9 protein-coding genes and 1 pseudogene are annotated in these 12,316 nt (G+C 66.4%); 7 read left to right on the top strand and 3 right to left on the bottom strand.

Translation table 11 applies throughout. The features are described from left to right. Nucleotides 1-217: 217 nt before the first annotated feature. Together HEP75_RS22365 and HEP75_RS21660 are read left to right on the top strand one after the other, a co-directional pair. Nucleotides 218-420 (top strand): annotated as a pseudogene (locus HEP75_RS22365) (IS4 family transposase); the annotation flags it as partial. A 177-nt stretch (nucleotides 421-597) separates the two neighbouring features. Beyond that, complete coding sequence (locus tag HEP75_RS21660) at nucleotides 598-1,188, top strand: hypothetical protein (protein ID WP_185824909.1); 591 nt, start codon at nucleotides 598-600, stop codon at nucleotides 1,186-1,188. A gap of 121 nt (nucleotides 1,189-1,309) precedes the next feature. On the opposite strand, the gene HEP75_RS21655 is transcribed toward HEP75_RS21660, so the two are convergent. Next, the gene (locus HEP75_RS21655) at nucleotides 1,310-2,398 is read right to left on the bottom strand and encodes an alginate lyase family protein (protein ID WP_255423936.1); all 1,089 of its coding nucleotides are present in this window, start codon (nucleotides 2,396-2,398) and stop codon (nucleotides 1,310-1,312) included. A gap of 426 nt (nucleotides 2,399-2,824) precedes the next feature. On the opposite strand from HEP75_RS21655, the gene HEP75_RS21650 reads away from it, so the two are divergent. From HEP75_RS21650 to HEP75_RS21640, 3 genes are all read left to right on the top strand, one after another. Further along, a complete protein-coding gene (locus HEP75_RS21650; RefSeq protein WP_185824908.1) occupies nucleotides 2,825-3,427 on the top strand; it encodes a hypothetical protein in 603 nt (200 codons plus the stop codon). Nucleotides 3,428-3,437: 10 nt separating this feature from the next. Continuing rightward, nucleotides 3,438-4,133, top strand: a complete 696-nt coding sequence (locus HEP75_RS21645; protein WP_185824907.1) for a hypothetical protein — start codon at nucleotides 3,438-3,440, stop codon at nucleotides 4,131-4,133. Nucleotides 4,134-4,296: 163 nt separating this feature from the next. After that, nucleotides 4,297-4,947 (top strand): DUF480 domain-containing protein, encoded by a 651-nt coding sequence (locus HEP75_RS21640; RefSeq protein WP_185826699.1) that lies wholly within the window; start codon nucleotides 4,297-4,299, stop codon nucleotides 4,945-4,947. Nucleotides 4,948-5,144: 197 nt separating this feature from the next. Here HEP75_RS21640 and HEP75_RS21635 read toward each other — a convergent pair whose 3' ends face one another. Further along, on the bottom strand, nucleotides 5,145-5,687 hold the full coding sequence (locus tag HEP75_RS21635; RefSeq protein WP_185824906.1) for a DinB family protein: 543 nt from the start codon (nucleotides 5,685-5,687) through the stop codon (nucleotides 5,145-5,147). 3 nt (nucleotides 5,688-5,690) lie between these two features. Beyond that, the gene (locus tag HEP75_RS21630) at nucleotides 5,691-6,233 is read right to left on the bottom strand and encodes a GNAT family N-acetyltransferase (RefSeq protein ID WP_185824905.1); all 543 of its coding nucleotides are present in this window, start codon (nucleotides 6,231-6,233) and stop codon (nucleotides 5,691-5,693) included. A 411-nt stretch (nucleotides 6,234-6,644) separates the two neighbouring features. On the opposite strand from HEP75_RS21630, the gene HEP75_RS21625 reads away from it, so the two are divergent. Both HEP75_RS21625 and HEP75_RS21620 read left to right on the top strand, forming a co-directional pair. Then, on the top strand, nucleotides 6,645-8,426 hold the full coding sequence (locus HEP75_RS21625; RefSeq protein ID WP_185824904.1) for an autotransporter assembly complex family protein: 1,782 nt from the start codon (nucleotides 6,645-6,647) through the stop codon (nucleotides 8,424-8,426). Beyond that, nucleotides 8,423-12,262: a translocation/assembly module TamB domain-containing protein gene (locus tag HEP75_RS21620; RefSeq protein ID WP_185824903.1), complete on the top strand. Its 3,840-nt coding sequence runs from the start codon at nucleotides 8,423-8,425 to the stop codon at nucleotides 12,260-12,262. Before HEP75_RS21625 ends, HEP75_RS21620 begins: the two co-directional genes overlap by 4 nt. Nucleotides 12,263-12,316: the final 54 nt, after the last annotated feature.

Below are 12,316 nucleotides of genomic sequence, written 5' to 3'. Positions count from 1 at the left end.
AATTCAAGTGGATGGCTTTATCCAATAACGGGGCAAGAAAAAATATCCATTTGGAAATTCGCTACATGTGCTCGGCGTCAGCGTCAACGCGCTGGGCCGCGCCGCCAACGGCCTGGGCGGCGTCAACGCCAGCCGCAACGCTGGACCCGGCCGCCGCTACCCGATCGAGACCGATACACGCCTCGTCAATTACGACAACTTCATCAGCAGCGACCAGTGGCTGGCCGATCTGGGCTGCGAGGCCACCGGAATCGATCAATGGCTGTATCTGGCCAAACGGCGGCGCAAGCTGTACCCGACTCTGCGCGTGGGGAGGGAGGCGCTGGCCCGAAGTTGCCCGTGGAGCCGGTCTGGAAGTGGCTGCAGCGACTGCGAGAACTTCCGGAACACGTCCTCGACCAGATGGTTGCCCCTTCATGAAAAACGTGGGGATGCCTCCACTCTGATCCTGTTGTACGGCGCAAACGTGCGCTGGCGGCACATCGCCTATTGGAAGGCGTAGTTTCCCAGAGCAGCGCGGCCATGTCGGACGATCAAACAGCTTCAGAATCTCAGCCAGCAGCCGCTATCGCTACCTCAAGTCAAGATGAGGTCAGTATGGAACCCCTACCCAAGCTTTTTCTGCTGACCGCACTTTTCGCTGCGGCTTGTCCAGCCGCGGCCATAACCGACGACGACGAGGACGAACAGGCACGGGTCAACCCTGACAACCAGGCGCGGATCCGCTTTTTCGGGCAGGCCGCGATTGGCCTGGAGTTCTATCGCAACACCATGTGCTACGGCGGTGATGCTGAAAGCGAAACGCCCTCCAGCAGCGGCTTCGGCGGTGCTTTCGGCAGCAAGAAGAACATTTCCCTGGGAATGCCGGTCACCCCCAATGTCACCAACCTCAAACAGCGCAACGGCATCCTGGCCAAGGCGTTCTATCGCGAATACGCCATCACCGCAGGCGAGCCAATCGCCATCCACGCCTCGTATTATGAAACCACGGGGCCAAGCGGCATTTCGCTCGGCTGCAAGGATTTCGGCGTGTCCTTCGTCCCCGAAAAAGGCCAAGACTACGAGGTCGCCCTGGATCTCTCGCGCCAGTACTGCCATCTCGCCATCTCCAGGATCAGCGAAACCAGCGACGGCGTAGCGCTGGCTCCGGTCGAATCCAAAGACGCGCAGGAATGTAGCGACGAATAGGGCTGCTTTGCTGCCGGGTGTGCCAACTGGCATGCGCGAACGCCGGCATTGGTTTCCGGGAAGCCTCAGGCGCCGACCTCCGTTTCAGCACTCCTAATAGCAACGCGATCGACCAACCTCTCTACATGGCGCTGGACAGCGATCGCGTCGGCAGCAAACTCAAGGCCAGGCGCAGGTCCGCCGTGTCGCTACCGAACTGCGTCGCCAGGCGCGCGCTCTCGGCATCGTAGGCGGCCGTCAACGACAGCAACGGCAATGCGTCGCGCGGGGCGTAGACGCTGCCGACCACATGGCCCGCTTCGCCGTTGCGCGAGCGGGCCTTGTCGAAGGCGACGTCGCTGCCCACGAATTCGGCATGGGTTTTGTCGCCGCGCAGGTAGGGCAGCAGCCATTGCACGCTGTGCGCGAGCGAGGCGCCGTTGCGCGCCTGCCATTGATACAAGTCGTCGCCACGCTCGGAGAAAGCCAAGGCGAGCGTCACCAGGGGGCGCAGGTCATAGACATGGTAGGACAGCGCATCGCGCTCGATGAAGTCGATGCTCTGACCATCCGGTCGCAGGTTGTCGCCGATCTGTTGCTTGAATCCATCCCTGGCATAGGCGATCAATGCGTCGTCGTCCAGCGCGATGCCGATCAGGCCGACGGTCTTCAAGCGATGGCTATGCCAGTTGTTGGTGGCGGTCTTGCGCTTGATATCGCGCGACGCGATCTCGGCGCGCGCAATACGCCGCATCCAGTCGTCGACGTCATGGCGGGTGCCTGCGGGCAATTCCTTCCTGACGATGCGGTAGGCAAAGATCGCCGGCTCCAGGCCGGTCTCGTCGATGGGTTGACCGGTAGGCTGGTTCATTGCGGCCCATCGGCCGAGATAGTCGCCGGCTTTCGTTGCATAGCGCTCCTCGCCGGTCAGGGCATAGGCCACGGCCAGCGCCTGGATCTTGCGCATGTCGCCAAGGCTCGCTTCGGTGCTTGCCTTGACGGGGTCGCCTTTCAGCCGGCCGGCGGTGTTCAGCGCGGCGATGGGGTGCGCAGTGTCTTGCAGCGCCGCGTCAGCCAGGCGCAGTTGCGCGGTAGCCGCGTCGCTGCCGGTTCCGAGTTGGCGCCATTGCTGCTCGGTCGGCCAAAGGCGCTGCATCGCAGCGGCCGGCGCGCATGGCGACAGGACGAGGACGGCGATGGCTAGGCTAGCTCGCAACCCGGCGAAAGACATAGGGGCACTCCGTGCGACCGAGGCGACTCGCGATCTGGGCGAATCTATGCCGCGCGGCATGAACCGGACATGGCTTCAGGCGCGAGTGTGCGGACGCGGCACGCATTGATCACGGTCGTGTGTAAACGCACCAGGCCAAACCCGAACATCGCCACCGACAGCGGTGGAACAGTCGCGAGAAATGCGAACGGCAGGGCATCGCCAGCCTGCATTGTCAGGACTATCCCGACAGTGCGTCAGAGATGCTCGGATGGTGAATCTGCCTACAGCGCAGGACAATACAACAGCGCCGAATCGCAGTCAGGGGATTCCGTTTCGTCGCCGATCGCTTGCGGCGCAGCATCGGCACATCGCATTCCAGCGATGGGTCGTTCCGTTACTCGGGCACGAGCATCCCCTACTGAATTCCCAAGGAAGGATCGATCCATGGCCGGTAGAAAATTCTCGTGGCTGTGTCTGGCGTCGCTTGCCGCAACGACCGCTTCTTGCGCCATCGTCAAAAACGCTCCGCAACTTTTCCTCTACGACGAGCCTACGGACGGCGCGCGCACGCGCTTGCGTCTGCTGGGTGCGACCGACAACGCCGTGATCTATCCGGGCACCACCTGCAATCGCGGTCATGTACCCGGCTTCGGACGGGTTGCGTTCTCTCCGTTGACTGCGCATCGGAACCTGCAGATGCCGCGCCTGAGCGATACGCCGAAGCGATCGCTCGAACTCTATGTCCGTTCCGAGCAGCCGCTCGTGCTGGCGTTCGACGCAGGCGCGTCGGCGCCTGCGGCACCGTGCCCGCCTGCGCCGCCCGGCTACCGCATGGTCTGCAATCGTCCGATCGGGCATGGCCCCACCTGTGTCACCGAAGGGACGTTCGTGCCGCAAGCCGGGCAGGACTACGAAGCCGTCCTGAACACCGCGTCCGGCGCGTGCAGCCTGGATATCTATGCGCTCGTCAAAGACGCCGATGGTCGGATCGATCGGCGCTCGGTACCCAGTCGTTCGCCCACATGTCCCGCCGAACAGCAACAGTAAGGAACGTTTCGTGTCATTGAAAATATGGATGTACTGGGTTGCTGTCGCCGCCGTGGTGCCTGCGTTGGTCGGTTGCGCCAGTACCGGCAAAAAGGCTGCCTTCGTCGAGCCGGTGCAGACGCCGTTGACCGTGCTCGCCAGTACCGACTCGAAAACGCGTGGCTTGCGCGTCGTACGGCGCTCGCACACCGCCAAGATGACAAGCGTGAAGGTCATGCAGGGCGTGTTCGGCGCCATGAGCGGACAAGTAGTGACGGGATTCAAGAAGGAGGATCTGCTCGGCGACCCCAACGAGACCATCGTCGATCCTGCGCTGAGTGCGCTGCCGGCTGCGCTGGAAAAGAGCCTGCATGCCTATGCCGCCGCGCATCCGCAGGATCTGCCGCCAGCGATGTTCAAGGTGAAGGCCGAGGACTGGCTGCTCGTCTACAAGTCGCTGGGAGATGCGGACACGCCGTACGAACTGCGCTTTGCGGTCAGCATGCAGGCGCGGCCTGCGGATGTGGGCGGCGTACCTCAGGCGTCGGTGACACAGCGTTGCAATCCGGGCGTCATCGAGTTGCCGATCGCCGACTGGGAGGCCGACGACTACGCCAAGGTCAAGCGGCGGGCCGATGAGCTCTCCGAACAATGTGCCGCCGAGTTCGCGCAGAGCTTTCCAGAACTGTTCCACACAGCCGAGAGCATGGCGGTAACGCAGCAGTAGCCTTGCTGTCGCTGATAGCTGCATCGACATTGCCTGCGCCACACTTGCCGGCATGGCCGCCATCGCCGGGATGGCGGCTAGCGCAGACCGGCTCCGCGCGTCGCAGGCGAACCCGTCGCGGTTCGGCGCTATGCTGCGCGTCATTGCCTGGATGCCGAGCACGATGACCGACACTTCCGCACCCCTTGTTCTCTCCGCCGTCGAAGCCCGCGCGCTGGGCTGCCTGATCGAAAAAGAAGCCACCACGCCGGATGCGTATCCGCTCACGGTCAATGCGACGGTAGTGGCCGCCAACCAGAAGACTTCGCGCGAGCCGGTGATGTCGCTGAGTCCGGGCGATGTGCAACATGCGCTGCGCCAGTTGGAAGGGCGGGGGATTGCGCGGCAGCAGTTCTCTTCGCGCGCGGTGCGCTACGAGCATCGCCTGGCGGCGGCATTGGATCTGACCCAGCAGCAGGTGATCCTGATCGGGCTGCTGTTGCTGCGCGGCCCGCAGACGGCGAACGAGCTGCTGGCACGGGCCGAGCGCATGGCGCGGTTCGCCGATGCCGAGGACGTGCGCCACCAGTTGGAGCGCCTGGCACAGCGTCAGTTGGCGGTGCAGTTGCCGCGCGCCAGCGGCCAGCGCGAGGATCGCTACATGCATCTGCTCGGTGGGCCTATCGATGCCGAAGCGTTGGCGGCGACGTTCAAGGCGCGCCCGGCGGCATCCGGCAACGACGAGCTGGAAGCGCGGGTACAGGCGCTGGAGGCCGAGGTGGCGGAGCTGCGCGAGATCGCCGCCGCATTGCAGGCGCAGAGCGGTACGGCATAGCGACGTTGTCACGCAGGAGGCTGTCGCGGCAGTGCGCTGGCGCGCGTCGCTAGCGTGTCTTCGGCATCAAGGCCTTGCTCAGCGATTCGCCGAAGGCGATGTTGCGAGCAACTGCCCAGTGATGCTGGACGTTCGGATCCTGCTGTCTCCACTGTTGCTGGCGCGTACGACTGTCGCGCCACCGGCTGCATCGATCCTCATTCGATCTCCATCTGCGGAATCAACATCAGCAGATCGGTCACGCCCACCTCCGCGCCGGCCTGGTTGAGCAGGGTGGTGGCCTGGCCGCGGTGGTGGGTCTGGTGATTGAAAAAATGCAGCAACACATCGCCGAAGCGCCGGCGATGGGCGTCGCCGCGGGTGTTGCGGTAGTGCAGCGTGATGTCCAGGTCCGCGGCGCTTACCTGCGCCATCCAGGTGGCGATGGTGGCGTCCAGCGCCTGGCGTTTGGTCAATAGCGCAGCCAGGGTCGTGGCTTGCACTGCATCCAGCGCGGCGGGAATCGGAGCGGCGGCGATCGCGGTCAGTGCCGGGTACTGCGCCGGATGCTTGGCGAAACGCTGCAGCCAGATCGTATCGGCCACCACCAGGTGGTTGAGCGTGCCCAGCAGCGAGCCGAAGAAAGCACCACGCGGCTGTGCGACGGCCTGTTCCGGCAGGGTCGCTGCGGCCGCATAAAGGCGCTCGTTCATCCATTGGTTGTAGCGCGCCAGCAATTGCAGCGATTCCAGGGCGTCCACGGCTCAATTCCCCGCTCGTTCGTTCGAGGCAGACAGGTCGCGTGCGTACAGCTCGACCTCGTGCGCATCCGCGGCGATCCGCATGCGGCCCTGCGCGGCGAAGCCCAGTGCCTCCAGCAGCCGCGTCGAGCGGGCGTTGTCCGGCGCCACGATCGCGCACAGGCGCGGCAGCGCCAGGGTGTCTTGCGCGTAAGCCAGCACAGCGCGCGCGGCTTCGCTGGCATAGCCGTGGCCTTCGTAAGGCTGCAACAGGGCATAGCCCAGGTCCGGGCAGGGCAGGGTGGGACGCAGCACCAAGCCGGCCACGCCGAGCCAGGCGCCGTCGTCGCGGCGTTCCGCGGCATACAGGCCAAAGCCGTTCTGGGCGTAGCTGAGCACCGCGCCGTCGGCGAGGTAGCGGCGCGCCTGGGCTTCGTCGCGCACGCCGCGGTCGCCGATATGGGCCAGGAAGCCGGGATCGTTGAGCAACGCCAGCATCGCCGCGGCGTCGCGGTCCGGCTCCAGCCAGCGCAGGCGCAGGCGCGCGGTTTCGATCACGGTGGACACTGCACGTCCTTGCAGGGATGGCGATCGCGCCAGCGTGGCGCGGCCTGTGCGGATTGGCAAGCTGCGGAGGGGGCGCGGGACACGCGGCGCTTGTAGGGCTTCGCCGCGCGGGGGAATACGTCGTCTGCTGCCGGCTCGTCGGCCCTATGGCAAGCCGCCGATGCGCAGGCCGCGGCAAGTGAAGGCCTCCCACCACCGCGCAAGATGGCGTCCGGCAGCGCAGGCTACCCACTCAGGCACGCATCCCAGACCATGCTGTACCGACGCGGGGACGCCACCGCCGACGCGACCGTCGATGCCGCACAGGACCACGGCAACGACGTCCCGCCAGCCGCTTACGCGACCTTGCCGGCAGATGCAAGCAAACGTCTAGTTAACAGCTTCACGCGGTGTGTCGGTATTCTGGCGCCCATGCGATCCATCCCCCGCCTCGCCCTGCTCTTGTCCTTGCTGTCGCTGGCCGGCTTCGTCCAGGCGCGCGGCACGATTGAAAAAGTCCAGATACAAGGCCTGGACAAGGACGACGACGCGGCGATGATCGAGAACATCGAAGTCTCGCTGTCGCTGTACCAGACCATCGGCAAGGTCCAGGGCGAATCGCGGCTGGAATACCTGTTGAGCCAGGCCGAGCGGCAGACCCGGCAGGCGCTGGAGCCGTTCGGCTACTACACCCCGACCATCACCGTCGAGGCGCCGCGCAACGACGACAAGCTGACCGTCACCCTGCACGTGGACAAGGGCGAGCCGGTGCGGGTGCGCAACTTCCATGTGGGCATCACCGGGCCGGCCGAGGACGACAGCTACCTGGGCGAGGACCTGCAGAAGTTCCATCCCAAGGCCGACGAGGTCTTCGACCACACCACCTACGAGACCAGCAAGGTCGCCATCACCCGGCGCCTGGCCGAGCGCGGCTACTTCGATGCCGACTTCACCCAGCGCCGGGTCGAGGTGACCCGCGCCGACCATGCCGCCGACATCGACCTGAGCTGGGACAGCGGCCGCCGCTACAACATGGGTGCGATCCGCTTCCACCAGGACTATTTCAATCAGGACCTGTTCGATCCGCTGGTGTACTGGGACGAAGGCAGCTACTACCACGAAGGCAAGCTGGACCGGCTGCGCGAGTCGCTGGTCAAGCTCGACTATTTCAGCACCGTCGACATCCAGCCCAAGCCCGAAGAGGCCGATGCCGACGGCAACGTGCCGGTCGACGTGAACCTGACCCGCGCCAAGCGCAGCATCTACACCAGCGGCATCAGCTACGGCAGCGAGAGCGGCGCCGGCGTGCGCCTGGGCGTGGACCGCCGCTACGTCAACGCGCGCGGGCACAAGCTCAGCACCCAGTTGGACTATGCGCAGAAGCGCAAGAGCCTGATCACCAGCTACCGGGTGCCGGCGTTCCGCTGGCTCGACGGCTGGTACACCGCCTCGATGCGTGCCTACGACGAGCAGACCGACTACATCGACCTGCGCAACCTCAAGCTCACCGGCAGCCGCAGTGGCGAGATCAACGAACACTGGATCGCGATCGCCTCGCTCAATGCGCTGCGCGAGCGCTGGCGCTACGCCACCGACGAGGTGTTCGACAACGCGCTGTACCAGTACTCCACGCTGGTCTATCCGCAGATCGAAGCCGACTACGTGGGCGTGGACGACAAGGCATTCCCGCGCAAGGGCTTCAGCGGCAACCTCAGCCTGCGCGCCGGCGCCGAAGGGCTGGGCTCGGACGCCAGCTTCACCCAGGCGCACATGCGCCTGAGCTGGTTCCAGGGATTGGGCGACAACAGCCGCCTGCTCCTGCGCGGCGAAGCCGGCAGTACCTGGACCAATGCGCTGGTGGCGATGCCGCCGAGCCTGCGTTTCTTCGCCGGCGGCGACAACAGCATTCGCGGCTACGCATTCCGCGAAGTCGGCCCGCGTACCGCCAAGCCTGACCGCTTCGCACTCGGCGCCAAGCACGTGCTCACCGGCAGCGCCGAATACGAGCACTACTTCAAGGGCGGGCCGTGGGGCGGCGCGGTGTTCGTCGACAGCGGCAGCGCCTTCGACGATACCCCCGACTGGCACACCGGCGTCGGCTTCGGCGTGCGCTGGCGCTCGCCGGTGGGACCGGTGCGGGTGGACATCGCGCATGGCCTGAACGATCCGGACTCGCAGTTCCAGCTCTATCTCAACATCGGAGCCAACCTGTGAGCGCGACCGGCCCCGCCACGCCTGCACCGCCGCCGCCGCGTCGCCCGCGCTTCTACCGGCGCAAGCGCTTCTGGTGGGGCTCAGGACTGACCATTGCCGGGCTGAGTTTGCTGACCTTGCTGGCGCTGTACTGGCTGCTGCAGACCGTAGCCGGGCGCGATGTGCTGCTGGCGCAGATCGTGGCGCGGCTGCCGGCCGGCTCCTCGCTGACCTGGGAGCGTGCCGAAGGCCCGCTGGCCGGCCCGCTGACCCTGTACAACCTGGATTTTCGCTACGACCAGATCCACTTCACCGCCGAGCGCGCCTACCTGGATCCGGACATCCGCCCGCTGCTCGGGCGCAAGCTGCAGCTCGACACGCTGCAGCTGAAGAACGCCACGCTCAACCTGGCCAAGAGCGACGAACCGTTCGAGCTGCCGAGCTGGCCGCAGTCGCTGCCACAGATCGAAGTGCCGCTGGCGCTGCAGGCCGATCGTATCCTGATCGACGGACTGCGCATCACCCAGGCGCAGCAGCCGATGATCGACATCCACACGCTGCGCGGCGGCATCGAAGTGGCCAATGGCGAATTCCGCGCCAGGCAGCTGCTGGTGAGCAGCGACCGCGGCGATTTCCGCGTCGATGGCGATTACGTGCCGGCGCAGGACTACAAGGCCAACCTCACCGCCAGCGCGGTCCTGCCGGCCGCACGCGGACGCACCCCGGCGCGGCTGGGCCTGGTCGCGCGCGGCAACCTGGACAAGATGGAAGTGGCGATCGCCGGCAATGCGCCAGCGCCGCTGCGCACCACGCTGGTGTTCACCGGCCGCACCGATCCCACCTGGCAGTTCGCGGCGAGCAGCAAGGCGCTGGATCCATCGTTGTTCGTGCCGCCCGGCGACGCCGCAGCCCCCGCCAGCGAGCCGATCGCGTTCGACCTCAGCGCCTCTGGCAAGGGCGGCGACGCCAAGCTGCAAGGCCAGCTCGCGTACGGCGCGCAGAAGCTGACGCTGGACCCGTCCAACGTGCGCCTGGACAACCAGGTGCTCACTGTCGCGCCGCTGCAACTGCGTGCCTTCGACGGCCAGGCACGGTTGCGCGGCACGGCCGACTTCCGCGATCCGAACAACGCCACGTTCCGCTTCTCGGTCAACGCCAGCGGCCTGAATTTCGCCACCGCGCCGGATCCGTCCACGCCGGATGCGCCAGCCGTGCCGATCAAATTGGTCGACGCCAACCTCGGCCTGGCCGGTACGCTGCAGCAGTGGGCCACCTATGGCGAGGCCACGGTGGCGCGCGGCAAGGACAGCGCCGAACTGCACCTCGACGTGCGCGGCAACGACCAGCGCGCGCAGCTGGCGCAGGTGCAGGCGAAGATGCCCAGCGGCACGCTCGACCTCGGCGGCGAAGTGGCATGGGCGCCGGAACTGAGCTGGGATCTGAACGCCAAGTTGGCCGGCTTCGATCCCGGCTACTTCGCACCGGGCTGGGACGGCAACCTATCTGGTCAGTTCGCATCCAAGGGCAAGCAGTTGCCGGCGCATGCCGACGGCAGCGCCGCCGGCTACCAGGCCAGCCTCGACGTGCCGCGCTTGAACGGCAAGCTGCGCAGCCGCCCGCTCGACGCCAACGGCAAGTTCGCGCTGCAGGGCGAGCAGGGCGAAGGCAAGCTGCAACTGGCACTGGGCGACAGCCGCGTGCAGGCGCAGGGCAAGGTCGGCGACCAGCTCGACATCGATGCGCAACTGCAGCCGCTGCAACTGGCCGACCTGCTGCCCGGCGCCACCGGCAGCCTGCGCGGCAGCGTGCAGGTCAAGGGCCGCCGCGATGCGCCCGACCTCACCGCCGATCTCACCGGCAATGGCCTGAAGTGGGACAGCTACGGTGCCGACAGCGTCAGCCTGCGCGGGCGCCTGCCGTGGCGCGGCAGCGGCGGCGAACTGGCGCTGCGCGGCAGCGCGATCAGCGCCGGCGTGGTGCTGGAGACATTGCGCGTGGATGCGCGCGGCGCGGTGGAAAACCTGCAGCTCGATGCCGACACCCACAACGACATGGGCGCGCTCGCCTTCGCCGGGCAGCTGCGCCGCGACGGCGCGCGCTGGCAGGGCGGCTTGAACACGCTGCGGGTGGCGCCGGCCAAGGGCGAGCCGTGGCAACTGCGGCAACCGGCCACGTTCGCCATCGCCGGCAGCGCCTTTACGCTTTCCGATACCTGCCTCGGCGCGAGCGGCGGCGGCGCGTTGTGCTTGGCCGCCAACTGGCCCAAGCAGGGCCTGACCGTGCGCGGCGACGCGTTGCCGCTGTCGCTGGTGCAGCCGTGGCTGCCGCCCAACAGCGGCCGCAAGATGTACCTGCGCGGCGAACTCACCCTCGACGGCAGTTTCAAGCCGGCCGGCAACGCCTGGCAGGGGTCGTTGCGCCTGGCCTCGCCGGAAGGCGGCCTGCGCCTGGGCGACAACGCACGCGGCGAACTGGTGCGCTACGACCAGTTCAGTTTCGTCACCGACTTCACCGCCCAGCACATCCACTCCAAGCTCGGCGTCGGCTTCAAGGGCGACGGCTTCATCGACGCCACCGTCGATACCGGCTGGGATGCGTACGCGCCGCTCACCGGCGAGATCTACATGAACATGTCGCGGTTGTACTGGATGGAGCTGTTCTCGCCCGACCTGGTACGGCCCAAGGGCCTGGTCGAAGGCCACGTCAGCCTGCGCGGCACGCGCTCGCAGCCGTCGATGGGCGGCAACGCCACGCTCAGCGACTTCACCGGCGAATTGCCGGCGCTGGGCCTGACCCTGAGCGAAGGCAAGGGCCGTTTCGACGCGCAGCCGGACGGCTCGGCGCGCATCGTGGCTTCGGTCAAATCCGGCGAAGGCACACTCAACGTCGACGGCGGCCTGTCCTGGTACGGCGACACCACGCCGCTGCAGTTGAATATCCGCGGCACCAACGTGCTGGTGTCCAATACCGCCGAACTGCGCGCGGTGGCCAATCCGGACCTGCAGTTCGGCATCGCCAACAAGACCATGAAGTTGAACGGCCAGGTCACTGTGCCATCGGCGGACATCGACCTGGAGCGGCTGGACCGCGGCACTTCGGTATCCGAGGACGTGGTGGTGCTGGACCCGGCCGACCCGGAAGAAGCGCCGAGTTCGCCGCTGGAGATGGACCTGCGCGTGGTGCTCGGCGACCAGGTCAAGATGGCCGGCTTCGGCCTGAAGGGCGCCCTGACCGGCGCCATGCAGGTGCGCTCGCGCCAGGGCCGCGAGATGACCGCCACCGGCGGCCTGGACGTCAGCGGCCAGTACAAGGCCTACGGCCAGGACCTGACCATCACCCGCGGCCAGCTGACCTGGAGCAACAACATCGTCTCCGACCCGCGCATCAACATGCGCGCGCAACGCAAGGTCGGCGACGTCACCGCCGGCATCGACGTCACCGGCCGCGCCACCGCCCCACGCGCCGACGTGTGGTCGGACCCGTCGATGTCGCAATCCGAAGCGATGTCGTATCTGGTACTCGGCCGCAGCCTCAGCAACGCCAGCAGCGACGAAGCCGATCAGGTCACCGCCGCCGCCAGCGCACTATCCGCGGGCAGCGGCATCCTCGCCTCGCAACTCGGCGCCAAGCTCGGCTTCGACGACGCCGGCGTCAGCCAGTCGCGCACCCTCGGCGGCTCGGTGGTCGGTTTCGGCAAATATCTGTCGCCGAAACTCTACGTCAGTTACGGCGTGTCGTTGGTTGGCAGTGGTTCGGTGTTGACCCTGAAATATCTGCTCGGCCGCGGTTTCGACGCGGAGGTGGAATCGAGCACGGTGGAGAATCGTGGGTCGCTTAATTGGCGGAAGGAGAAGTAGGCTTTCGCCTTTCATCTTTGAAAGCCTTCTTGCTCAGCGGCGATGCCGCCGAAG

The organism is Xanthomonas sp. SI, assembly GCF_014236855.1.
Classification (GTDB): domain Bacteria; phylum Pseudomonadota; class Gammaproteobacteria; order Xanthomonadales; family Xanthomonadaceae; genus Xanthomonas_A.
The sequence above is the reverse complement of the archived record's forward strand: the minus strand, read 5'-3'. Positions and strand labels throughout refer to the sequence as shown.

Bases quoted from the DNA above. Each gene is read 5' to 3' on its own strand.
- HEP75_RS21650 (WP_185824908.1), top strand. From the start codon at position 2,825: ATGGCCGGTAGAAAATTCTCGTGGCTGTGTCTGGCGTCGCTTGCCGCA.
- HEP75_RS21655 (WP_255423936.1), bottom strand. From the start codon at position 2,398: ATGTCTTTCGCCGGGTTGCGAGCTAGCCTAGCCATCGCCGTCCTCGTC.
- HEP75_RS21640 (WP_185826699.1), top strand. From the start codon at position 4,297: ATGACCGACACTTCCGCACCCCTTGTTCTCTCCGCCGTCGAAGCCCGC.
- HEP75_RS21660 (WP_185824909.1), top strand. From the start codon at position 598: ATGGAACCCCTACCCAAGCTTTTTCTGCTGACCGCACTTTTCGCTGCG.
- HEP75_RS21625 (WP_185824904.1), top strand. From the start codon at position 6,645: ATGCGATCCATCCCCCGCCTCGCCCTGCTCTTGTCCTTGCTGTCGCTG.